The following is a 25753-nucleotide window of genomic DNA, read 5'->3' on the forward strand; positions in this document are numbered from 1 at the left end:
TACCGCTTAAGGATTTAACTGAGGATCAGTTAGACCGGATTGAAACAAAGATAAATAATTTACCAAGGAAGTGCCTAGGTTTTAGGTCAGCCGCCGAGGCGTTTGGCGCTGAGATAGTCGCACTTCAAACTTGAATGAACCTATTTTTGGTTTTATCCTTGAACAAAAAGAAAAAATCGCTATTTGCTGCGATAAAGTCGACCGTTTATCGCGTAATATTTTTGATAAGCGTGTTTCTTATTTGTACGACAAAGCATTGCGTGATGAACTAGAATTGCACTTCACCTCCGATGGCCAAATTCTTAACAGTAAAATTTCTGCTGCAGAAAAATTCCACTTTGGTATCAGCCTTGGATTAGCCAAATATTATTCAGATGCCATAAGCGATAACGTTAAACGTGCTCTTGAACAAAAATGGCAAAGAGGTGAGTGGGCTGGCAAGGCTCCTTTTGGCTATAAAAATGCCACTATTGATGGCAAAGCCACCGTTCTTGTTGATGAATACAATGCACAAGTTTTACAGAAATTTTTTGAATTATATGCAACAGGAGCATTTTCTTTAAATCTCCTTTGCCAAAAAATGAATACTGAATATAATCTTGCTTGGTCAACAGGTAAATTAGACTGGGTGCTTAAAAACAAATTTTATTATGGCATCATGGTATGCAACAACAAAGAATACCCTCATAAATACCCACCCCTTATAACGCCCACCCTTTTTAATCAGGTACAAGAAGTGAAAGCAAGCTTTAATAAAAAACCAGTAAAATATGCTGGCAAACCATATATTTATCGTGGCCTTATCCGTTGTGACGATTGCAACCTTGCAATCACGCCAGAAAAACACAAAGGCCATGTTTATTACCATTGCACTCAATACAATGGCAAACATGGCGCTGAATGGGTTCGTGAGGAAGAAATAACCCGACAATTAGAAGCAGTGTTTCAGAAGATGCAAATACCAAATGATATTTTAGAACAAATTGTTGAAACGCTTAATTCTGTTCATCAAAACAAAATTGAATTCCATAATGAGCATTTTGATAAGCTCACCAAAGAACATAAAGAAATCACGAGAATGCTCGATAATTTGTATATGGATAAATTGAAGATGAGAATTACTGAAAGCGACTATGACAGATTTTATATTTCACTGCGAGACAAACTCGGTACAGTGAACCTCCAACTGAGTAAATTGCAAGAAGCCGAAGATAACTATTATATTACGGCAAAATATATACTGGATCTATCCATCCGAGCCTATGATTTATTCAAAAGTTCTGAAGTTGAAGAAAAACGGCAACTTATCAAGCTTACACTATCGAACCTACGCCTAAGTGGCAAAAACCTTGTATTCAACGCAGCCAAACCGTTTGATTTGATACTGGATTGTACCGATCATCAAGTTTGGCGCGCCCGGCAGGATTCGAACCTGCGACCTACTGATTCGAAGTCAGGCGCTCTATCCGACTGAGCTACGGGCGCATAATTTTTACTCTATTCTATCAAACTTGCTATTTTTGTGTCTTTTTCGGAATTTTTTTCCATTCTTAAAATGGGTGCCCGACCGCAGTTAACGAGGGTTGGGCTAGAGAAGCTCTATCCAACTGAGCTACGGGCGCGTTCTAATTGCTATATAATATCAAACTTATCTTCTTATGTCTTCAAGGGTACCCGCCGCAATTTATGGAGGTGGGTTAAAAGTCAGGCGCATATATTTCAATGTTCATCATATTTGTATCATAAAAAACGTGATTTGACCAGTAAAATAGACCCTTTTGACCAATACAACTATCAATGTTACCCTGAAAATAGGATAAAAAGATATAAACCTAAGGGGGGTTTACCTATGCATTATTCATTTTTTAGTAGAATGAGAGACATTTTATTGCTCTGCGCACTGTTTTTTTTGGTAAAAACAGCATTTGAACGCACTATTTCATTCATACATGCTCACAAAAAATCGATTGTGCACGAACTTGATCGTAACTTTATCGATCAAATTTATACCGCACAACGGCAATTGCACTTTTTGGAACAACATCTTGTTCATGGAGCTGAATTTGCGATAGCTATTGCTGACATGAAAAACAGGCTCGCCATTATCGAAGAAAAATACAAAACCAATTCTCCTGGTGTCATGTTGCTGGGACCAATCGGATCAGCTGCAATTGTTGCAAAAGAAGAGAAACTACAAAGAAAATTACTTGAACTTGCAAATGATCTTAATAAAATACTTCACGTAATTGATAATAAAGAACATGAATTTCAAGCAATAGAAACAATCGACATTGCTCTACATAACAATAAAAAATTGCTACAAACAATAACCGCGTAAAACAATTGCGCGGTTATTTCTTTTTTATACTGTTTTCAGACAATCGTTTGTAAATCTTATTGCTGGGAACGCATATACCACTTCCTGAATCATTTCCAATATATACTTTATAATAATTACTTCCTGCAATCTGTTGACCTAAAGTGCCATCCCTATAGCATGACTCTGTCTCTTTGTATACCACAGGTTTTAACAAATATTCATGCAATTGATTTGCAGGAATCAACTCTAAACATAACTTGTCTTCTTGTTGTTGGTTCTGATCCATTGTATGACTTATCTGAAAAAAAGAAATCATAATGTATGCGATCATTACTCTCTGCATCATGCGTTAACCTTCCGCGCAAAGTACGCTAAAAATTCTTTATTTCCTTTTGCACCAAAAATAGGCGATTCAATTACTCCAACACAATCAAAACCATAACTTTTAATTCCATCAACAACTACATCAACAATTGCTTGCCGAATGTGATCATCGCGCACAATACCGCCAGCACCTATTTCATGTTTACTTGCTTCAAATTGTGGTTTTATAAGCACAATCAGTTTGCCATCTTTTTTTAAAACCTTGCACACCGTTGGCATAACTTTTAACACAGAGATAAATGACAAATCAAGTGTTATCACATCAACCAATTCACCAACAGTTTCTAAAATTCGTAAGTTTGTTTTTTCTAATAAAACAAGTCGTTCATCTTTACGAATTTTATCGTGCACATCGCCATAACCAACATCAATACCATACACTTTTGTTGCACCACGCTGCAGTAAACAATCTGTAAAACCACCTGTTGAAATGCCTGCATCAAGCACAATTAAGTCCTTTACATCAATTTTAAAATGATCAAGCGCTTTTTCCAATTTTAAACCAGCACGACTGACAAACTTTTGTTCTTCAATAGAATACGTAATTTTTGCATCGTTAGTAACTTGTGTTCCCGGTTTTGTAACCTTTTCATCATCAACAAAAACTTTTCCCTGCATAATCAAACTTTGGATATGTCGTTCATCATGTTCCGGTAACAATTCTTGCAACCTAACATCAAGACGTTTTTTTATTTTAGCCATACCCCACCTGTTAATCGTATATATCTACAATTTTACTTCCACTATACAGTAATCATTATGCGGATATTAACAAAAAAATTAACATTTTTTATAAAAAAAAATGCTCTAAACTACTTCATGTCACTCAATCAAACTGAATTTTGACCACAATTTACTAACAAAGTCAACAACCTCACCCCGTAAAAAAACAAACCATTGTTTTTGTTCACCGCCTTTATTACCATACAGGGTAATATCCATGATGATAAAAATTTAAAAAGGATTCCTTCTATGAAAGCATTGCGCTATTTTATAGCAATCCTATTATTGTGCGTATTCCATTGCGCACAGACACAATACCGGTATATTACTTTTCTTAAAGACATATCTCTTTCTGATCTTCCCCTTGTCGGTGGAAAAAATGCTTCACTCGGACAAATGATCAACGCTCTCAGTTCTGAAGGAATCAGAGTTCCTCATGGTTTTGCCGTTACCGTTGATGGATATGCGCGTTACATCAATCACAATAACTTGTTAACACAGATCACAGAACTCACCAATCACATTACTGATATCAATGATTTAAAAAATCTCAAAAAAGTGAGTGCCGAAATACGTGCACGTATTGAAAACGGGCACATACCAACTGATCTTGCAGATGAAATCACGCAAGCATATCAAGATCTTTCAAATCAATATAATGAACAATATTGTGATGTTGCCGTGCGCTCATCAGCAACAGCAGAAGATCTTCCCGATGCTTCTTTTGCAGGACAACAAGATACATACTTACATGTGCAAGGAATAGAAAATGTCCTTACGTATTACAAAAAATGTATCGCTTCGCTCTTTACCGACCGCGCAATCGCTTACCGTAAAGAGCAAGGTTTTGATCAGTTAGAAGTTGCACTTTCAGTATGTATTCAAAAAATGATACGCTCCGATCTTTCGTGCTCTGGTGTTGCATTCTCCCTCGATACAGAAAGTGGATTTACTGACGTTGTTGTTATTAACGGCTCCTATGGTCTTGGTGAAGCAATTGTACAAGGCACAATTACTCCTGATGAATACATTGTACACAAAACAACATTAGAACAAGGATTTGCACCAATCATCAAAAAACAACTTGGTCGTAAATCAATAAAAATTATTTATAGCGATCAAGAAGATAACCTCATTGCAACTGTTCCTGTATCACAACAAGATCAAATATATTATTGTTTAACAAATGACGAAATTCTTGAATTATCTCGCATGGTTGTAACTATCGAAAAACATTATTCACAACAGTACAAAAAGCGTAATTGCAACTGGACTGCAATGGATATTGAATGGGCAAAAGATGGCATTGATGGAAAAATATATATTGTTCAAGCACGCCCCGAAACAGTACATGCTGGTAAACAAAAAAACACTCTCCTTCTTTATACGCTCAATGGAAATCGTGCAACATTGGCAGAAAATATTCTTGTTGAAGGAATCAGTGTTGGACAACAAATTGCCAGTGGAATTGCACGTATTATTAATTCTGTGGAAGAAATTGATCACATCAACGCAACAGATATTATTATTACTGATATGACAAATCCGGATTGGGTTCCTGCTATGAAGCAAGCTGCAGGAATTATTACTAATCAAGGTGGTAGAACATGTCATGCAGCAATTGTCAGCAGAGAACTCGGTATTCCCGCAATTGTTGGCACACAAAACGCCACAGAAAAAATAGTAACTGGTCAAAAAGTAACACTCGATTGCAGTAATGGTACCGTTGGTTATGTGTATGATGGACTCATCCCCTTTAGTGTAGCAGAAGTACATTTAGACAACATCGCTACACCACCAGTGCCCATCATGGTTAACATTGCCGATCCTGATAGCGCATTCAAAACATCTTTTTTACCAACATCAGGAATTGGTTTGGTACGATTAGAATTTATCATTACTAATGCACTCAAAATACATCCAATGGCACTCATTTATCCCGAAGTAATTACTGATCCGAACATCACAGAAAAAATTGAACGCACAACAGCTGCATACACAAGCAATATAGAATTTTTTGTTGAACAACTTGCATGCGCAGTTGGTATGATGGCAGCAGCGTTTTATCCGCGTCCTATCATTGTTCGTTTTTCTGATTTTAAAAGTAATGAATACTATGACTTGATTGGTGGATCATATTTTGAACCAATTGAAGAAAATCCCATGATCGGATTTCGCGGTGCTTCACGTTATTATCACGAACGTTACAAAGATGCATTTGCGCTCGAGTGCGAAGCTATGAAAATTGTTCGCGAAAGAATGGGACTGACAAACGTAAAGTTAATGATTCCTTTTGTCCGCACACTCAAAGAAGCAGAAAGTGTTATTACGCAAATGCGCAACAATGGATTAGAGCGCGGAGTAAATGGCTTGGAAGTAATCATGATGTGTGAATTACCATCAAACGTTATGCTCATCAAGGAATTTAGCAATTATTTTGACGGTTTTTCAATTGGATCAAATGATCTTACACAAACAACACTTGGCATTGATCGCGATTCTGCATTAATCAGTCCAATTTTTGATGAACGCGATCCTGCAGTCAAAAAAATGCTCGTTAAAGCGATCACCACAGCTAATAAAATTGGTACGTATATTGGTATCTGCGGACAAGCTCCATCAGATTTTCCAGAACTGGCAGAATTTTTGATAAAAACAGGAATCAATTCAGTTTCACTAACACCCGACACCGTTATCCCATTCCTTATGCGCTATTCCAAATAAACGCCTTTCTTAATTAAAAAAACAGGCCCTACAAAATTGTGGGGCTTGTTGTCTTTTTAACTCAAGCTATTTTTCTAATTCTGCCATTAAACTGCCAGCACCTTTCCAACCAAGCAGTTTTCCATCGTTTGTACTTTGGGAATACTGACCACCATAAATAACATATCCTTTTTTTGGATCTGTTTGAGCCAACTCATTCCATTTTCCAATACCTTTGAAAAAATCAGAATTTGCCGTCTCTCCTGATTTAATTTCCATAGGAATCAAATTGTTACCAATATTCGCAAGGCAATCTACTTCAATGTATCCATTGTTGTCTCTCCAAAAATACAATGGTGGACGACGGCCCATATTAAAATATTGTTTATGTAAATCAGATATGATGAATGATTCAAACAAAGGACCACGAAAAGGACTCAGCGCAAGTTGCGCTGGCGTATTAATATCAAGTAATGAACATGCCACACCGGTATCATAAAAATATATTTTCGGCATTTTTGTTGCACGTTTTTTAAAATTTTCCCAATATGGCTTAAGTGTAAAAATAACATAGCTCGCTTCTAAAATTGAAATCCAACTTTCTACAGTACTGCGATTAACTCCGCAATTAGTCGCAATATCAGCAATGTTCAAAAGTTGCCCAACTCTCCCCGCGCAGAGCTGCATAAATTTTTGGTATGTTCGCAAATTCTCAACATTAATGAGCTGCCGTACATCACGCTCAATATATGAATGGATGTAGGAAGGATATAGTTCAAGCGTGGAAAAGCTCTCTGCATAAAGCCGTGGATACCCACCATTAACAATGGCCTCATTCACGTTTTCTGGCAACAAATCATTATCTTTTAATTCTTGTATAGAGAGTGGCAATAACGTTACAATGCCAACTCGTCCGGCTAAAGATTGAGTAACTGCTTCATTCGTTAAAAAATTCTGTGATCCCGTGAGAACAAAATACCCCGGTCTTTTTTTCTCATCACTCTCAACTTGTATGTAGGAAAGGATTTGTGGGGCATACTGAAATTCATCCAAAATAATACCAAACTCATTTTCATTCTCACGCAAAAAGGCGAGCGGGTCATTAATAGCAAGTTCTCGGATGTGGGGACTTTCAAGATTGAGAAATGTATGATTTTTAAAGACACTCTTGGCCAAGGTTGTTTTTCCAGACTGTCGAGGCCCCAAAATTGCCACTACGGGAAACTTTGAAAAACGCATCAAAGTACTGATCAATTCACGTGTAAACATTTTTTAGCCCTTAAAAATTATATGCTAATCTTATACCTGACTATAAGATTAGCATATAATTTACGTAAATTAAAAGCTTTTTTGTTGTAAAAATATGCTAAATGCATAGTCGACTATAAGATTAGCATATTTTTATTCGATCATTGCCTCTATAGCCTATTTCTCAACATGCTGACCCTAGCTATTCAATGATTTTCCTGCATTAGCAAGGCGTAGGACCTCTTTTGCAGTCTCAGATAATTGGTACCGGTAATCACGCGCAAGTCGTTGCTCTTCTTCAACAACCCTCTGCATTTCCAACACCACGAAAATTGTTTCTGCTGCACGTGTCACGTTATCAGCTGCTGAAATAGTCAAATATTCTTGTGTTGCACCGTTTTTTACCACACTTCTAAAATCATCAAGTGTTTTTACTTTTGTGCCATTAATTTCATGTAATGTTGCACCGAGCGGCATATTGCGACCACGATACAACTGAGAATCAGGAAACACATGTGTAATAATAAGTACCGGTTCTGATTGATATTTTAATTCGCCATATTTACGCAAACCAGGAGCATGATCACCCAACATACGTACGTGATTAACGTTAAGTTCTTGCACAACCATACCACCAAAAATTTCATAATCAATTGGTTCATAACCAGGATACACAGAACGAATTGCTTGTGGTTCTGCCAAACTAAAATTTACGCTAAATATCTTTTTTTGTCCCTTACGATATACACCAATAGTCACCGTATCACCAATTGATAAACGCAACGGGTAATCAACTATGGATATTTTATCTTCACTCCATGGCACACTCATATCACCGTACATATCAACGGAATGTCCATTAATTTCATAAATCATATCACCACGCATAACACCTGCCTTTTCCAGTGGACTTCCTTTGACTGTTTCGATAACGTAACAACCACCGGGAAGTGGATTGCCTAAAAATTTGGTTAAGCTTTCGGTGCTATTATTAAACCGTACACCCAAGAATGGTTTGCGTAATATTTTAACTTCATACAAATCATTCAAAATTGTTTTGAGTGTATTAATCGGAATAGCATATCCAACATTTTGCGCTTCAGTAACACCTGATGAATTGACACCAATAACTTCACCACGCACATTAAGTAACGGCCCACCGGAACTACCTGGATTAATCGGTGCACTCATCTGAATTAAATGATGCTCATGACCGCTGATAATACCATTGGTACTCTTGAACGATTGTTGTCCCAATGGATACCCCACCGCCAAAACTTCATCAGAACGGCGAACTAGATCAGAATCACCCAGTGGTAAATAAGGAATGCCACCCAACTCCTTGGTGATAAGCTCACGACTTTCTTCTGTTACTCGTAACAATGCTAAATCACGTTCAAAACTTATTCCCACAACCTCCATATCAATAATGCGCTTGCCCAATGAAGGAACTTGTCCCCACACCGATTTTGCAGAATTAACTACGTGCGCATTGGTGATTAAATAACCTTGGTCATTAATAAAAAAACCACTACCACACGCAGTGCCTTGTTGAGGAGTTTTATATGGTTCTAAAAGATCAATTGCTGAAATTTGCACAAAAAGTTGTACAACGGTATCACGAATACGATCCTGAACAGGTCGCCATAATTGGGCACTAGAAACAAAACTTTCAACAACATGGGAATTGGTTTGATTTATGGGATTGAAAAGCGTTTTTTGCTGAGATTGTTCCCACTGGCTTTCAAGCCGAAGTTGATTTCTGTACAAAAACAAAACAAATGTACTAAAAAAGAGAATAATTCCTATCAATACACTCATTACTACACTGTTCTTAACTGACATGCGGTATAACCTTTTTTACTTAGATGATGCATACATACTCCCGCTCATCCTGAGCTCGTCGAAGGATAGTGTATAACATAATGGACAAAAACAAAACCAGACAAGCACTCCATAAAACTAATGAATTTGTCAAAATATCGCTAAGCAGCTATCCTAGTATTATTAATACGGTGTTCGATATGGCTTGATCCCCAGCTCCGTTCCTCTACGCCGGGGTCCCCGTGTAGAATGAAATGGAATGTGGGGAGAAAAGGATACGAACGAATAAAAAATTAAAGGACACATGTTATGTCATCCCAAAGACCAACACTAGAAGACATCGTTGCACTGTGTAAAAGACGCGGTTTTGTATTCCAATCATCAGAAATTTATGGTGGTTTGAATGGTATTTATGATTTTGGCCCTCTTGGCACAGTACTCAAAAATAACATCAGAAACGCTTGGTCAAAATCTATCATGTCTCCCGATAAAACAATTTTCTTTTTAGAAGGGTCTCTCCTTGGACCAGAAGCTATCTGGAAAGCATCAGGTCACGTTGATAACTTCCACGATCCTATGATTGATTGCACCAACTGTAAAAAACGTTTCCGTGCAGATGATCCTGACATTGATATCACTGGACCTTGCCCAAGTTGCGGCAAAAAAGCATGGACTGAAGTGCGACAATTTAACATGATGTTTAAAACACAACTTGGCGCCGTTGCAGATCACAGTGCAGTTGCATATCTTCGCCCCGAAACCGCCCAAGCTATTTTTATTAATTTTAAAAACGTAATGTCCTCAAACCGCGTAAAAATACCGTTTGGTATTGCACAAATTGGTAAATCTTTCCGCAACGAAATTACACCAAAACAGTTCCTTTTCCGCATGCGAGAATTTGAACAAATGGAAATGGAATGGTTCTGCACTCCAGAAAGTTCCAACGAATATTTTGATTATTGGTGCAAAAAGCGCCTTGAATTTTACAAAACAATTGGCATCAATACCAATTACATTCGTTTACGAGCACATGAAAAAGATGAACTTTCGCATTATTCATCGAACACAAGTGATGTTGAATACGAATATCCATTTGGCTGGAAAGAACTCGAAGGAATTGCACACCGTGGCGATTTTGACTTATCACAACACAGCAAGCATTCTGGAAAAGATTTATCAGTATTTGATGAAGAAACACAAAAATCATTTATGCCTAATGTTATAGAATGTTCAGTTGGTACTGATCGCCTATTCTTAACTTTACTTTTTGATGCATATTATGTTGATACATTAGGCGGAGAAGAACGCACAGTACTCAAATTGCACCCATCAATTGCACCAATTAAAGCCGCATTTTTGCCACTGACAAAAAAATTAAGTGATAACATGAAGCAACTTTATACCAACATAGCTCTTGCAGGCTTCCAAGTAGAATTTGATGAATCTGGATCAATTGGTAAGCGCTACCGCCGGCAAGATGAAATTGGTACACCACTTTGCTTTACGTATGATTTTGACAGCTTAAATGACAATTGTGTTACTGTTCGCGATCGCGATACTCTCAAGCAAGAACGTATTAATATTGAAAAAGTTGAATTATATCTTATTAACATGTTAAAACATAAATCATAAACAAATGCGTTCGTATCCTTCGACAAGCTCAGGACGAACGGGATTGGAACAATCTCGCGAGGTACTGAGCGCAACGTTTACTGCTGAGCCTGACGAAGCATCAGGACGAACGGGATTGGAAAAATCACGTGAAGTATACTGAGCGTAGCGTTTACTACTGAGCCTGATGAAGTATCAGGACGAACGGAATAGAATAAAAAACAATATAGATGAAATAAAAAATATAAATAAATCGATTCATTTTATGTTAAATTTAAAATCCGTTCGTCCTGAGCTTGTCGAAGGATACGAACTCAAAAATGTCTTGTTAGGTATTTATGAGTAAGAACAAATTAATTGATATATCTCCTGCACATATTATTCTTTTTTCATTTTTCGTACTTATTGTGTGCGGAGCGCTATTGCTTGCATTGCCAATAGCACATATCAAGCCAATGTCAGCCATTGACCTATTTTTCACTTCAACATCTGCAACATGTGTTACGGGACTTTTTACTATCCCACTAAATAATTTTACCTTTTTTGGCAAAGCAGTCATTTTGGGACTCATTCAAATCGGAGCTCTGGGACTTGCAACCATGAGTCTCTTTATTATTTCACTGTTTATTGATCTTGGCTTAGGAACACGGTTTATGGCAGGTCAATTGTTTGAACTTGATTCATGGGACAATATAAAAAGAATACTAATCTTTACGTTTGCTTCAACATTAACCCTTGAAGTTATTGGCGCATTATGTTTTTTTTCAATATTTAAAACAGAATATCCTTTGCATAGCGCAGTTTTTTATTCATTTTTCCATTCAATATCAGCTTTTTGTAATGCAGGAATATCATTCTTTCATTTTCTAACAGATCAAAACTTGCAGCACTACGCTACCAATTATATCTTTCTTGCAACAACAAGCATTTTAACATTCTTTGGTGGTCTAGGATTTATCACGTGGCACGAAATTATGTTACGTGGCCATGCTTATTTTTTCTCAAAAAAATCTTACCGATTCTCTTTACACAGCAAAATTATTTTATATGGCACCGCTGTTTTACTTGTAGTAGCAACTGTCGTATTTTTAGCACTAGAAAATGGTAATACCTTGCACAACCTTTCTGCACCACTCAAATGTGCCAATGCTATTTTCCATGCAATATCATTCAAAAGTTGTGGATTCGTTCTTGCAAATTTAACTGACTTTCATAGCGCAACAATTTTTTTCATCATGCTTATTGGACTTATCGGTTCAGCTCCAGGTTCAACGGGAAGTGGTATAAAAATTACTACTTTTGTTCTTTTTTTAAGCACAATCAGATCAGCAATTAATGGTAGATCATCAGTTGATGCATTTGAACGACAAATACCGTTTGATCAAGTATACAAAGCAATTGCAATCATATCGCTCAGTATTGGATGGATTTTATTCACTACATTCTGTTTGCTGATAACAGAAAAAAGTTGGAACTTTTTGGATATATTTTTTGAAACAATTTCCGCATTTAGCAATGTAGGATTCTCTCTTAAAGGAACAGAAAAACTATCTGATTTTGGTAAATTATTTATTATGGCAACAATGTTTATCGGCCGTATCGGTTCACTCACCTTTATTTTAGGCCTTAAATTGAGAGCAAGAAAAGAAACTATTGAATTTTCCTATCCTGAAGAACGAGTAATGCTTGGATAATGAAATTACAAGGAACCACATGAAATTTTGTGTCATTGGACTGGGACGATTTGGCTATCAAGTAGCAACAGTGTTATCAGAAAATGGAATGGAAGTATTAGCAATTGATAGCGATGAATCAATTGTCGCTTCAATTCGCGATTCTGTTGCGCATGCAATTGTTATGGACGTAAACGATGAAGCATCATTGCGCAGCATTGGTGTTGACGAAATTGATACAGTCATTGTTGCAATGGGTGAAGATAGCACACAATCAATTTTAATTACTGCACTACTCAAAAAACATCTTAAAACTCCCTACGTCATTACACGCGCAATTGATGATCTGAATAAAGAGATATTAACATTAGTTGGCGCAGATCGCGTCATTTTACCAGAAAAAGAAATTGGTATTCGTCTTGCAGATAATCTTAGTTCACCATTTATGGATGTTACACGTTTAGCAAAAAACTTCTGCGTAACAAATATTACCGCACCGCAACAATTTGTTGGCAAAAGTATTCAAGAGTTAGATCTTTTTAATAATTATGATGTTCACTGCATTGGCAAAAAAGAAGAAGAAAAAATTATTTCAATAGGCCCTGATTACATAGTAAAAGAATTGGATAAACTTGTTTGCGCAGGGCCCAATAAGAATTTGGAAAAATTAGCTAAGCTATAAAAAAGAGGCCATTTAAGGCCTCTTAATTTTTCATCCACCAACTGAAAAATATTATGCTATCATTTCGATACGCACAACAGTTTTTGGTTGACGATGTCCGTTTTTCACGCGTACTTTTTTACGTCTTTTAAATTTGAAAACGATCACTTTAGGATCTTTGGTTTGCTTAACGATTGTAGCAACAATTTTGCCATCTACAAAAGGCTGACCAATTTCAAAATTACCTTCATCCAACTTACGGAACAAAATTGAACCTAATTCAATCTTATCACCAGCTTCACCCTCTATTTTTTCAAGAGCAATAGTTTGGCCTTCAATAGCCTGATATTGTTTGCCGCCGTTTGCAAATATCGCGTACTTACCGTATTTTTCTTGTTGTACCATCCGATTTTCCCTAGACTATAACTTTAATTTAACCACGCCCATATCGAAATTTTCTCCGTATGGGTGCTCAATTTAACCCCATGTTTCATTACTTTTCACATGGGGACCCCAATTAAGATTCGAAATTAGGGATAAAAATGGAATTGAAATTGAGCTATTTTATTATTCAAACTATAACAAAAAAAGCCCCTACCGTCCAGCAAAAAGATACACTTTCATAGTTCCTTGTATTCCCACAGTAAATCAAACGCTTTTTTCGGTGACAAGGAGTCAAAATCAACACCTTCAAACAGAGCAATCATGCGCTGGACCTTATCATTTTCCTGTTGTAATCGCCGATTTTCCTCTTTGAGTGCTCTATTTTCTCCCCACATATCACCTTGATCATCAATTTCTTTGACCACAGGAACAATCCGCTCACCCCCATGGGCAAAAGACTCGACTAACACACACGACCGCTTAATCACCGCTGCTGGTAAATGAGCTAACTTGGCAACTTCAATACCAAAACTACCATCAGCAACTCCTTGTATGATGGTATAGAGAAAAATTATGCCACTGCTGGTTTTTTTGCTTGCTGCCTGATACACAGTAATTCCTGGAAAGGTCTGCTGCAAATAGGTCAATTCGTGGTAGTGTGTCGCAAATAAGCATCGCGCGCCGATACTAGTAAAAATATACTCAACAACCGCCTGAGCTATTGCCAATCCATCAAAGGTACTTGTTCCACGCCCAACTTCATCCAAAATAACCAAGCTTTTTGCGGTTGCTTGGGTGCATATCATTGCTGTCTCTTCCATTTCCACCAAAAAGGTACTTTTGCCTTCGGCAACGTTATCACTTGCTCCAAGGCGCGTAAAAATGCGATCCAACAGAGCAATATTAGCACTTTTTGCCGGCACAAATGAACCTATGTGCATCATAACAGACATCAAAGCAACTTGGCGTAAATAGGTAGATTTCCCACCCATATTTGGACCCGTGATAATCCACAACGATTGCTCATCAGTTAAATACGTATCATTGGGGATAAAAGTATTAGACAATACTTGTTCAACAACGGGATGACGACCTTTAACAATCACAATATCACGATTTTCATTACATTCAGGACGCACATAGCCATTATCATATGCTAAGTGCCCAAGTGATAGTAATGCATCAATATGCGCAATAGCGTGGGCTGATTTTCGTAGTAAGGCAATATGTTGTGCAACTTCATTTTTTATACTATCAAAAAGCGCTGTTTCGTAATTCACAATATCTTTGCGAGCAGCTTCAATTCCGTATTGCAAATTCTGTAATTCAGTAGTAATAAATCGCTCGCGTCCTACTAATGTTTGTAAACGACGATACCGCTCAGGAACTGCTGATAAATGTGCATTCGTTATTTCAATATAATATCCCTGAATTGCATTATAACGAATTTTTAACGAATTGATTCCCGTCGTTTTTTGTTCAGCAATTTCCAAATCAGTAATACGCTCATTACTGTTGTTTATTAACATTCGCATATGATCAAGTTTTTCATCAAATCCTTCTTTGATGATTGTATCTGCAGATGGCTCATCATGTAATGCTTGCAACAATAATTGTGATAATGTTTGAAATTCCCCCAAGTGATCTGCAATAACACGCATCAATAAAACATTTTTATGATGAAAAATAGTGCTTTTCAGTTGTGGAACAATAACAAGCATGCGTGATAATGCAATGTAATCAAACAATGATGCACGCTGCAGTGCAATACGCCCTATCACGCGTTCACAATCGCCAACGGCAAGTAGTAGTTGTTCTAGAGTGTTAACCAATGTAATATCGGTACAATACAACGCAATTACATCTTGACGCTGCACTATCGCTTCTTTTTTAACAAGCGGTCGTAAGATCCATTTTTTGATCATACGAGAACCCATTGCTGTTTTTGCCTTATCCATCACGCTAAACAACGTATTTTTGCTGGTGCCATCGTGCGCATTTTTCACCAGTTCCAAATTACGTTGCGTCGCCGCATCCATAATCAGAAAATCATCAGGCTTATAAAAAAAGATTGTATTGAACTGATCCAGTGATGATCGTTGATGCTTTGCCATGTATGCATAAAAATAGTACAAAGCTTGTCGCATCGCTTTATCCGCTTCTAGCTGCGCACATGTTGCTTGTGGAAACTGTTTTTTTGTCCACTGCGCAGCATCACTTTCAAGCTGTTGTTGTTCGTTACTATGGACAACGGTAGTAAAATATCCCAAGCGCTTAAAATATGATTGCAAATCTTTTGTTTGAGAATTTGCTGGAATTAAAATCTCATCAGGAAAGAAACGAATTAATTCTGATTCTAATAATTTTTCTGCACCAGCAGAAATTGTTGTTACAAAAATTTGCGCAGTTAATAATTCACTAAAAACTAATCCCCACGAATCTCCTGCAGGGTAGAATGAAAAAAGATATGATGCAGATCTGTCGTCTAATAATTTGGAATCAGTTAATGTTCCTGGTGTTAAAACCTGTTTTACACCACGCTTAACAATTGTTCCTGGTTTTGGATCTTCAAGTTGATCACAAAGTGCAACTTTAAATCCACCTTTAACCAATTTAGATAAATAATGATCAATTGCATGAATCGGTACACCACACAATGGAATAGGTTCGCCTTTATTTTTTCCTCGTGCAGTAAGCGCAATACCTAAAAATGCTGCTGCTTGTTTTGCATCATCAAAAAAAAGTTCGTAAAAATCACCTACTTGGAAAAAAAGAAGTGTATCGGAATAATCAATTTTAATATCAAGATACTGTTGCATTAATGGTGTATGTTCTTGTGTTTTTATCATAGTGCACTTTAGTATATTCAAAAAAATGATTTTTTTTAATTTAATTATTAATCTCCAACGCTAAGTTGGGGATTAATCTTAATCTTAATTCTTAAAAACAAAAAAAGAGCTTTGTGTTTGTTCACAAAGCTCTTTTCTATAATTTCAACTCAATTAAACCTTAGTCGGCATCAATGATTTGTGTGGACATAGTATCATCTTCTTCAGTATCCTCACAAGATCCATCGTCACACGAAACCGCTTCCATCGTGGCAACATCAAGACAAGAATTGTCATAACATTGATCAACAATACACAGTGCAAACATCGAAGTAAGCATTGCTACCGTAGCAAGCGCATATAATTTGTTTTTCATAACAAACCCTCCTTAAAGCAGTGATAAGTATATCTATCACGTTTTAGGATAGCAGAATATATTTTCAATATGCAATAATTTAACAAGAAAACCTTTTAAATACACACTAATTAGGTCGTTTGATTTTACTCAAAGATTCCTTTATTTGCTTCTCAGTCATAGATCGATCATGTTGCGATTCACCTTCTACAACAGAAAAATGATTTATCTGGAGGGCAATATCCGCTTTATAAGCAGCAATAAGCGTATTTATATTTTGATAATCGCGACTAGATGCTGATAATTCGACAAAAATACGATCTAACCAGGTATTTTGAGATTTTATCATTAAACTCTTCCCTCGCTCAGCAATAGCTCTTTCTTCATCATCAAGATATTTAGCCTTGTATGTCATATAAGCACAGACCGCTTCGCTCTGACGCACTAAACGATCGTATAATAGATGTACAAACTCATTGCACATATTGATCCGGTCTTGACTAATGGATGGATCCTGCAACTCCGATAGACACTCTTTCAGCATTTTTATGGTCAGATAATAAGGAGCATAGTTACGAATATACCAACGGATCGTATCAGGATGGACAAATTTTTCACATACTTTTGAAACAAGTATAAACCCACCAATACCAACACCAGATTGAACTATTGAAGCCCATCCTTCTTGAGTATAAAAAAGATGACTTAAACCTGCTTTTAAAGCTTGCAACATTGAAAGTTTCTCTTGTTCAGGACCAACTTGCGGATTATTTGTGGCGTAAAGATCTCTTAACAAAGGTACCCATTGATACAATTCACGAGCAACTCCAAGAGCAGTTAAACAATAGACTATATGGCGATCGCGAGTAATTTTTGCCTCTATAACAAGTGCCTTTGCATCAACCGCTGCCTGTTCAATAATCTTTGCATCTTGAGCGATGCTGCTAAAAACAGCTAAAACTATCGGTAATAACAGTAATTTTTGATATTTCACGATACAACCCTCTATAATCTTGAGCTACTTCAAAACACACAACTTCTGTTGTCTCTTATTCCAGAATATCAAAACTAATAAGTTTCTCAACGAGTCGGATAGAATGCTTATTTTGAGAAGAATGGCTTCAAATACTGTCCTGTATAACTCTCTGAACACTGCGCAACCTGCTCAGGAGTACCCTGTGCAATAATGTACCCACCACCATCGCCACCTTCAGGACCAAGATCAATAAGGTAATCTACTGTTTTAAGCACATCAAGATTATGCTCAATAAGTATCATAGAATTGTTTTTATCAACCAAGCGATTAAGAACAACTAATAATTTTTCAATATCACTATTGTGCAATCCGGTTGTTGGTTCATCTAAAATATATAATGTGTGTTGTTCACGTTTTGCTAATTCATCAACTAATTTTATTCGCTGCGCTTCACCACCAGATAATGTTGTTGAAGGCTGACCGAGTTTAATATAATCAAGACCAACATCACATAGTAACTGCAAACGCTTAGCAATTGTTTTATGGTGTTCAAAAAATAACAATGCTTCATACACTGTCATATTCAACACATCCGCAATAGATTTACCTTTATAAAGAACAGATAACGTTTCTTTATTGTAACGAGCTCCATCACATGCTTTGCATGTCATAATTACTTCGGGCAAGAAATGCATTTCCACTTTTATAACACCATCGCCACTACATTCAAAGCATCGTCCTGCAGCAACATTAAAACTAAATCTACCTACAGCATATCCCCGTGCATTACTTTCCGGTAATGATGCAAATAATTTTCTCATTTCATCAAAAATACCAAGATATGTCGCAGGATTAGATCGTGGCGTACGACCAATAGGACTTTGATCAATAACAACCATATTTTCAAGAGTTTCAGCGCCTTGCAAGCTGCCAACATCGAATGTTGCATTTCTGCGAATTCTTTTAAAGCCACCTGAAAATTCACGCTTCACAGCAGAAACCAGTTGATCCATAATCAAAGTACTTTTACCGGAACCAGAAACACCAGACACTCCACAAAGTACACCAAGCGGCATGCGTAGTGTAACATCTTTCAAATTATGTTTATCAATGTGTTCCAAAACAATAAAATCTTGCGGATCGCGCAATTGTTTTGGTCTTATTATAGATTTTTTACCGCTCAAATATGCACCAGTAAGAGAATTACTATTGTTTGCTAATTCAGTTGGTGTTCCAACAGCAGTTACTTGCCCACCTAATGTTCCGGCAGCAGGCCCCATATCAATAACGTAATCCGATTGTGTAATAGTATCCATATCATGCTCAACCACCACAACGGTGTTATCTTGATCGCGCAGTGTTTTAAGCGTTTCAATTAACCGATCGTTGTCTCTCTGATGCAAACCAATACTTGGTTCATCAAGAATATACAAAACACCACTCAATGACGAACCAATTTGAGAAGCAAGACGAATACGTTGTCCTTCACCACCAGATAATGTGCGCGCCGTACGGTTTAACGTAAGATACGATAATCCAACATCATTAATAAACGTAAGTCGACTTTTAATTTCTCGAATAAGCCCTTGTGCTATTTCCAATTCAGTTGCATTCAGAACAAGCAAATCAAAAAATGCTAATAACTGTTTAATTGATAAATCACTCAATTCACAAATATCTTTACCACCAATAAGCACTGCTAACGCATATTTATTCAAACGTTTGCCGTTACATTCGGCACACGTTTTTACAACAGCATACTTATCACCAAAAAATTCAGGATAATCTGCTCTCCATGAATCTTTATCACCAGCAGCCCATGGCCACTCATTGATTGTACCTAACCCTTCACATCCTTTACATGCACCGATTGGTGAATTAAAAGAAAAACAACGCGGTTCTAATTCAGGAATTGATTGTGAACATGCAATACACATACGATGAGATGAATACAGATATTCCACTCTCCGCTCGTCCTGAGCCTGTCGAAGGACAATCTTACAGTTACCGTTGGTTAGCTTAAATGCAGCCTCAACAGCTTCTTGCAAACGAGATCTTTCGTCTGAACTTACTTCAAGAGAATCGACAATAACATCAATGGTATGTTTGTAAGTCTTTTTTAAATTAAGATTTTTGATTTCATCAGCTGATCTAAATTTATAACGCTCTCCATCAATCTTAATGCGATAGTAACCTTTTTCAAAAAGCTGCAACAACTCCTGAACAAATTCTCCTTTTTGCTCATGAACAATCGGAGCCAATACGGAAATTGTTTTAAGATTAAAATCTTTGTGCAGCATCTGACAAATAGCTTCGGCCGATTCTGCTCTAATTTCTAAACGACAATTGGGGCAAAAAACTTTACCGATACGAGCAAAAAGAATACGGAAATAATCGTATACTTCCGTAATAGTACCAACAGTTGAGCGTGGATTTGATCCTACCGTCTTTTGTTCAATAGCAATAGAAGGGCAGAGACCATCAATACGATCAACATCTGGCTTTTTTGCTGCACCCAAAAATTGGCGCGCATATGAAGAAAGCGAGTCCAAATAACGTCTTTTTCCTTCTGTAAACAAAACATCAAGAGCCAATGAGCTTTTACCCGACCCGGAAGGCCCTGTAATCACTACTAACTTGTTTTTTGGGATGCTGACATCAATATTTTTTAAATTATGTTCACGGGCTCCGAAAATACTGATCCAGCGCCCCTTCAACGCATCAATTTTGTTTTTCATGACTTTTTGTCCAATTAACTAAAAAAACCCACAGTATAATTTCTCATTAGTATATAATAACACATATTTGAGGGTTCGCCAAACCCCATAGAAGCTCATTGTAAGGTTTTTTTTGATTTTTGCCCCAAAAACCGTATACTTAAAACCAGATTACGCATAAAGCTTCGTCTGGCGGATCATTTTTATCAAAGGTTGGACAAGTTATTAGAGGCTTCACTTATTCGGTTTTGTTATGGTGGATGTAGCTCAGTTGGTAGAGCACCAGATTGTGGCTCTGGTTGTCGTGGGTTCGATCCCCACCATTCACCCCAAAAAATTCGTAAAAATAACTTGCAGATCAGTAAAAAAAGATATACATTACTTTTATCTTTAAAATATTTGAAATATTCGGGGTGTGGCGCAATTGGTAGCGCACTCGCTTTGGGAGCGAGGGGTTGTCAGTTCGAGTCTGGCCACCCCGACCACTTTTTTAAAAATGGATCTGTTATGATAACCAATCGAATGCATTTTCTATCACTTATTTTTACGTTCTCTTCCTGTTTTTTAACAACGACAAATTTGCACACATGGCAAACATCATATATTGACCACATGTCCCCACAAGAACTGCAGATAACTGCTAATCTTGTCTATCTTTTATATGCAAACTCTATCATTGAAGAAAAAATCAGACAATTTTTCACTCCAATCGCCCGATTAAATAGGGCAATCCGCGTAAACATCAATATTTATAAAAATCCCGCGGAAGATCTTGCAACACTCAAAACTCTTATAGAACGACTTTCATTTGTAACAAGTACACGCACTATCTACAATCAAACACTCAGCACATGCATCACCCATTACAACCAAAATACAGTACAAATGATTGATGATGCTCTGGAAGCCCTTCAATTAGATGCACAAATTAAATTACGCTCATGGGCAGATAAACAAGCTGATGAAACAGCATTGCAACTTAAAAAGAGCTCTGATGTTTTTAATGATAGCATTCAGCATTTGCAAGGTGTTTCTCGACTTCATAAGGGAATGAGTGAAGGCAAAATGCCCGTTGAGATACCAGCAGAAGATGCAGAAAGCAAATCTCTTATTGCGCTTTCTATTATTTTAGAAAACAATCCGGAACTGTTTACTGTTATTGAAAATGTAACCAATTCGCTTAATGAAACATCCGATCATGTCGCTCAAATTATTCATGCAGGTGCGGAAATATATAAAGAATATTATATGATTCTCTACAACAAGCTTATGTCGCCATCATTTGATAAACGTTACACAACAACATTGTTTAGCATGTATGGGATGTTACCTGACGAATACAAATCAACACTCCCTAGCCCTGATCATGTATTTGAGCATATGTTACAAACAACAAAACTGTACACTCAAACTGAAGTTTCACAACCATAAAAGAAGGTTCACGATGAATAAATATTTTGTTTCTCTGGCGCTTATATCGCAAGTAATGTTATCTGTGCAGGCTGCTCCAGCAAATTCATTTGCAAAATTAACACCAAAAATCAATAAACAAGCACACGCTTGGGCTGAAAAGACAACAAATACTTTAAGTAAAGACTTACAACTTACCTTTCTTAATTTGTTTGCACTGAACTCAGAAGATTCTGTTCACGCATTTATAAAATGTGCAGAATACATTGAAGCGCAACCAGATACACTTCCATTGTATGAGGAACTTGGCTTGAACATTATGGAAACCATTAGAAAATATGCTGAAAACGTTCAAGAAAAAATTGCTCGTAAGAAAAATATCACCGAAAAAGAAAAAGAAACTCTTTGGCAAAAATTAGAAGCAAAAATACAAGAACTTGTTGCGTATATTAACGCAATTTATTATCAAACACTGTATAACTACATGGCGAAAAAAACATCGTCTTCTCTTATGTATATGTTCGATGACAATGGCTTAATACATCACGAAAAACGCACAAAAGCTTTGCCACTGATTCTTTAATTACGAAATCATATCACACAAAAAACTCGCTCACTTAACATGAGCGAGTTTTTTTATTGTTTTTTACTCTTTATTTTTTCTACGATCAGCATAATTATAATGTACCATAAAGAAAGGGTTCTTATGAAAATATATGCGTGTAGATTTGGAATTGCCGGAGCAACTACATTTTGTACAATGTATACGGCTCTTGCATTAGCGCTCAAATTCTTCCCCAATCAAACACTCAGACTCATTGCAACAATACATATGATGCCCAAGCTTGAATACATCAAGCCTTTTATAAAGGTAACCCCCCAAGCAATCATTACCGGTATAGTCAGTCACACTATTGCCGTATTTTTCTTTTTTTGGCTTACTGCAACAATCTATAATGCATTCCAAAAACTACAAAAATAATCGGTTTTTAGGACAAAAATCCCTTTTTTATAGCTATTTTACCACAAAAAACTAAATCTTTGTTAAAGCTTCTAGAGGCTTTAATTACCTATTATAACTGCTTTTTCCATCCTTTTTTATGCCAAATTATTGTTTTTTAGAAAACAATAATGCTATTATAAATTTAGCAGAATATTTTTAGTATTAAAAAAAAAGGATTTTCTTATGAAAAAGCAATCTATTGTATTTGGTGCTTTATTGGTACTGACATCTGGTTTATACGCAATAACAGGTCAAGAAGTGATCAATCAACTATCTCCAGCAGCCAATAACTTTGGACAGAATGCATTAAATCCGTCTAAATCAGTTTCGGAACAAAATGCATCACTTGTAGCATGGGAAAAAGAACTTGCCAAAGCAAAAGTTTTCGTCATCGAAAACAGTAAAAATTTGGTTGGTGTAAAAGACTCTGACATCATCAATGCAATGAGCGCTGTAGAAAAAGCAAGTATGGACATTATCAACATAACAAAAATCACTCGCGGTATCTCTGCTGCTGATGGCCTAAGAGCTCAACAAAACCAATTAGCAAACGTACAAAGAAATTTAAGAACAGCTACCGATAAACTTTCTCGTGCAAGTATGACACTTGCCAATAAAAAGGAAGCTAAAAACGTTGTTACTTCTATCGGGAGATTTTTAGAACAGGTAATCCAAGCTGTAGATAATGTAATCGCGGCAAAAATTGCATCAGGTCGACCAGCTCTTCCTCCTCGTGGTAGTAACATACCTGCGCCTTCCCGAGATTTAAATACTCCTCCAAGAGATCTTCCACCAATGTTTCCTGGTAACTAATTGATAACTAAATTAAAAAAAGGAATTTTCTTATGAAAAAGCAAATTATACTATTGAGCTCTTTACTTGTTCTTTCATCAAGCCTTTTTGCGTTAACAGACGCTGAAGTAAAAAAACAAGCAACTGATATTTTATCAGGTATGGTTAGTGGTCACAATTTAGCATTTGGTAAAGATAACTTATATAAAGAAACTCTAGACTTAGGTATGTGGAACAGCGCAATCTCTCGCATGAAAACATTGGTAACGACTATTATTAATGAAAACAAAAACTTATTAGGTATGAGAGATTCTTCTTTATTAAATCCTCTTGAAAAAATAACAAAAGCAGAAATTGATCTTGTTAATAACATCAAAATAACTCGTGGTGTTCTTCAATCTCCAACAAATTTAAAAAACCAAATTACAACACTACAAAAAATAGCAACAGATATGTTAGCTGTTCAAAAAAGTCTTTCATCAAAACATTCTACTTTTGCCAAAGAAGAAGCACGAAAATTACTCAATAGCACAGCAATGTTTATTGAAACAACTGCTTCAAAAGCAGCACGAGATGCTCAGAAATAATTTCATTATTTTGAAATAATTAAAGACTTCCTCTGTAAAAAAGTGGAAGTCTTTTTTTTCGCATAAAAAATGTTTCTTAATAGGGGTCCCCATATGATATGAAATGAAATATGGAATATAATGTTTCTTAATCATGGTATAATAACCCCAAGTTGCGCTACTCTCCACATGGGGATCCCAATTGAAGAATATTGAAATAAACATACATTATAAAATTATTTACTTAAATATGAGTATTAATCACCGAACAACAGCCCGTTCATTTGATTTTATAACATTCTTTCTCATGCTGCTTCTTTCTGCATGCGGACTTTTATTTGTTTTTAGCGCAACATACACTGCAGAAAAACCATTTTCCCCTTTTTTTATGAAACAATGCATTGGAATATGTGGTGGCATTATTATTTATTTTCTCTGTTTAATTCCTGACTATCGCAATCTGATACGATGGGGTTATGTAGCATATTTTGGCGTAATCGCTCTGCTCATCTTTACTCTCATTAAAGGAAGTGTGGGTATGGGCGGTAAGCGCTGGTTGAACTTTATTTTTTTTAAATTTCAACCATCTGAATTAGCAAAGTTTTTATTCCCCGCGTATATGATTAATTGTTTACATATGCGTAAAAAAACCGTAATACATTCTTTTGGATTATTTATCCCACTACTTATAATGCTTGGTATTAGTTTTATTTTAATACTCAAACAACCCGATCTTGGCACATCACTTATTGTTCTTTTTTCTGGCCTTATTCTGTGCTGGTTTGCAGGATTGGATAAAAGATTTTTTCTTTATGGTGTTTTAGTCACACTCATTATGACTCCATTAATTTGGTCATTTGCGTTAAGAGATTATCAAAAAAATCGCATCATTGTGTTCCTTGGCCAAGGTGATCATAAAAAGGAAGGTTATCAAACTGAACAAGCAAGTATTGCTATTGGCTCGGGTGGATTGTGGGGCAAAGGATTATTTAATGGAACACAAAATAGATTACGTTTTTTACCCGAAAGTAGAACTGATTTTATTTTTGCAGTGCTTTGTGAAGAATGGGGACTTGTTGGAGCCCTTACAATTATCTTATGCTACATACTTTTATTTTTCAGATCATTCATGCTCATTAGAAAAGTAAAAGATATATACGCTCAACTTTTTGCAAGCGGACTGTTGTTACACATCCTCTTGGCAACTATTGTTAATATCGGTATGGTTTTAGCAATCATGCCCATTGTTGGCATTCCACTTCCTCTGATGAGTTATGGATTGAGTAATTTGTTAATTACAATCGCTTGTCTTGGGGCATTTCAAAATATTATGTTACGCTGTAGATAAAAAAATGGTTCATTCAAGTTTGAAGTGCGACTATCTCAGCGCCAAACGCCTCGGCGGCTGACCTAAAACCTAGGCACTTCCTTGGTAAGTCATAACGTCCCCGTCGAGCGGGGAGCTTGACGGCTTGTAGCACCCCCTAGGGGTGCCAACTAAAGTATTAAACTGTTATTTTACTAAAATTCACCATCTTCATCTGAGCCAATGCCATCTAGCTGCAGCTGGTTTTT

At 36.6% G+C, this 25753-nt stretch carries 21 protein-coding genes and 3 tRNA genes; 14 read left to right on the top strand and 10 right to left on the bottom strand.

Features of this window, described 5'->3' with window-relative positions; translation table 11 throughout:
- Positions 1-1408: 1408 nt before the first annotated feature.
- Positions 1409-1485: transfer RNA gene (locus VJJ26_04355), tRNA-Arg, on the bottom strand.
- Positions 1486-1849: 364 nt separating this feature from the next.
- Here VJJ26_04355 and VJJ26_04360 point away from each other — a divergent pair.
- Positions 1850-2338 (top strand): hypothetical protein, encoded by a 489-nt coding sequence (locus VJJ26_04360; GenBank protein ID HLC07393.1) that lies wholly within the window; start codon positions 1850-1852, stop codon positions 2336-2338.
- Between the two features lie 13 nt (positions 2339-2351).
- Here the strand turns inward: VJJ26_04360 and VJJ26_04365 are convergent, their stop codons facing one another.
- Together VJJ26_04365 and VJJ26_04370 are read right to left on the bottom strand one after the other, a co-directional pair.
- Complete coding sequence (locus VJJ26_04365; GenBank protein ID HLC07394.1) at positions 2352-2666, bottom strand: hypothetical protein; 315 nt, start codon at positions 2664-2666, stop codon at positions 2352-2354.
- Positions 2663-3406 (bottom strand): TlyA family RNA methyltransferase, encoded by a 744-nt coding sequence (locus tag VJJ26_04370; GenBank protein HLC07395.1) that lies wholly within the window; start codon positions 3404-3406, stop codon positions 2663-2665. The genes VJJ26_04365 and VJJ26_04370 overlap by 4 nt, the downstream gene beginning before the upstream one ends.
- A gap of 270 nt (positions 3407-3676) precedes the next feature.
- On the opposite strand from VJJ26_04370, the gene ppsA reads away from it, so the two are divergent.
- Positions 3677-6151: a phosphoenolpyruvate synthase gene (gene ppsA / locus VJJ26_04375; protein ID HLC07396.1), complete on the top strand. Its 2475-nt coding sequence runs from the start codon at positions 3677-3679 to the stop codon at positions 6149-6151.
- 66 nt (positions 6152-6217) lie between these two features.
- Here the strand turns inward: ppsA and VJJ26_04380 are convergent, their stop codons facing one another.
- A complete protein-coding gene (locus tag VJJ26_04380; GenBank protein HLC07397.1) occupies positions 6218-7399 on the bottom strand; it encodes an ATP-binding protein in 1182 nt (393 codons plus the stop codon).
- A gap of 177 nt (positions 7400-7576) precedes the next feature.
- Positions 7577-9223: a trypsin-like peptidase domain-containing protein gene (locus VJJ26_04385; GenBank protein ID HLC07398.1), complete on the bottom strand. Its 1647-nt coding sequence runs from the start codon at positions 9221-9223 to the stop codon at positions 7577-7579.
- Positions 9224-9511: 288 nt separating this feature from the next.
- Here VJJ26_04385 and VJJ26_04390 point away from each other — a divergent pair, with 288 nt between their 5' ends.
- From VJJ26_04390 to VJJ26_04405, 4 genes are all read left to right on the top strand, one after another.
- A complete protein-coding gene (locus VJJ26_04390) occupies positions 9512-10834 on the top strand; it encodes a glycine--tRNA ligase (protein ID HLC07399.1) in 1323 nt (440 codons plus the stop codon).
- 4 nt (positions 10835-10838) lie between these two features.
- Positions 10839-10976 (top strand): hypothetical protein, encoded by a 138-nt coding sequence (locus VJJ26_04395; protein ID HLC07400.1) that lies wholly within the window; start codon positions 10839-10841, stop codon positions 10974-10976.
- Positions 10977-11151: 175 nt separating this feature from the next.
- Positions 11152-12507 (top strand): potassium transporter TrkG, encoded by a 1356-nt coding sequence (locus VJJ26_04400; GenBank protein HLC07401.1) that lies wholly within the window; start codon positions 11152-11154, stop codon positions 12505-12507.
- A 19-nt stretch (positions 12508-12526) separates the two neighbouring features.
- Positions 12527-13168: a TrkA family potassium uptake protein gene (locus VJJ26_04405; protein ID HLC07402.1), complete on the top strand. Its 642-nt coding sequence runs from the start codon at positions 12527-12529 to the stop codon at positions 13166-13168.
- A 51-nt stretch (positions 13169-13219) separates the two neighbouring features.
- Here VJJ26_04405 and rplU read toward each other — a convergent pair whose 3' ends face one another.
- From rplU to uvrA, 5 genes are all read right to left on the bottom strand, one after another.
- A complete protein-coding gene (rplU, locus tag VJJ26_04410) occupies positions 13220-13552 on the bottom strand; it encodes a 50S ribosomal protein L21 (GenBank protein ID HLC07403.1) in 333 nt (110 codons plus the stop codon).
- Between the two features lie 215 nt (positions 13553-13767).
- The gene (gene mutS, locus VJJ26_04415) at positions 13768-16380 is read right to left on the bottom strand and encodes a DNA mismatch repair protein MutS (GenBank protein ID HLC07404.1); all 2613 of its coding nucleotides are present in this window, start codon (positions 16378-16380) and stop codon (positions 13768-13770) included.
- A 160-nt stretch (positions 16381-16540) separates the two neighbouring features.
- On the bottom strand, positions 16541-16735 hold the full coding sequence (locus VJJ26_04420) for a hypothetical protein (GenBank protein ID HLC07405.1): 195 nt from the start codon (positions 16733-16735) through the stop codon (positions 16541-16543).
- 106 nt (positions 16736-16841) lie between these two features.
- Positions 16842-17708 carry a hypothetical protein gene (locus VJJ26_04425; GenBank protein HLC07406.1) on the bottom strand — a complete coding sequence of 289 codons (867 nt, stop codon included), beginning with the start codon at positions 17706-17708 and terminating at the stop codon, positions 16842-16844.
- A 107-nt stretch (positions 17709-17815) separates the two neighbouring features.
- Entirely contained in the window at positions 17816-20428 is a 2613-nt protein-coding gene (uvrA, locus tag VJJ26_04430) for an excinuclease ABC subunit UvrA (protein ID HLC07407.1), read from the bottom strand.
- 235 nt (positions 20429-20663) lie between these two features.
- Between uvrA and VJJ26_04435 the strand changes: the two genes are divergently transcribed.
- From VJJ26_04435 to VJJ26_04470, 8 genes are all read left to right on the top strand, one after another.
- A tRNA-His gene (locus VJJ26_04435) sits at positions 20664-20739 on the top strand.
- A 77-nt stretch (positions 20740-20816) separates the two neighbouring features.
- A tRNA-Pro gene (locus tag VJJ26_04440) sits at positions 20817-20892 on the top strand.
- A 22-nt stretch (positions 20893-20914) separates the two neighbouring features.
- Entirely contained in the window at positions 20915-21838 is a 924-nt protein-coding gene (locus VJJ26_04445; protein ID HLC07408.1) for a hypothetical protein, read from the top strand.
- A gap of 13 nt (positions 21839-21851) precedes the next feature.
- Complete coding sequence (locus VJJ26_04450; protein HLC07409.1) at positions 21852-22400, top strand: hypothetical protein; 549 nt, start codon at positions 21852-21854, stop codon at positions 22398-22400.
- Positions 22401-22523: 123 nt separating this feature from the next.
- Positions 22524-22799 (top strand): hypothetical protein, encoded by a 276-nt coding sequence (locus VJJ26_04455; protein ID HLC07410.1) that lies wholly within the window; start codon positions 22524-22526, stop codon positions 22797-22799.
- 204 nt (positions 22800-23003) lie between these two features.
- Complete coding sequence (locus tag VJJ26_04460; GenBank protein ID HLC07411.1) at positions 23004-23633, top strand: hypothetical protein; 630 nt, start codon at positions 23004-23006, stop codon at positions 23631-23633.
- A 32-nt stretch (positions 23634-23665) separates the two neighbouring features.
- Positions 23666-24199 carry a hypothetical protein gene (locus tag VJJ26_04465; GenBank protein HLC07412.1) on the top strand — a complete coding sequence of 178 codons (534 nt, stop codon included), beginning with the start codon at positions 23666-23668 and terminating at the stop codon, positions 24197-24199.
- 181 nt (positions 24200-24380) lie between these two features.
- Positions 24381-25526: an FtsW/RodA/SpoVE family cell cycle protein gene (locus VJJ26_04470; GenBank protein ID HLC07413.1), complete on the top strand. Its 1146-nt coding sequence runs from the start codon at positions 24381-24383 to the stop codon at positions 25524-25526.
- Positions 25527-25753: the final 227 nt, after the last annotated feature.

It is taken from the genome of Candidatus Babeliales bacterium, from assembly GCA_035288105.1.
GTDB lineage: Bacteria > Babelota > Babeliae > Babelales > Vermiphilaceae > SOIL31.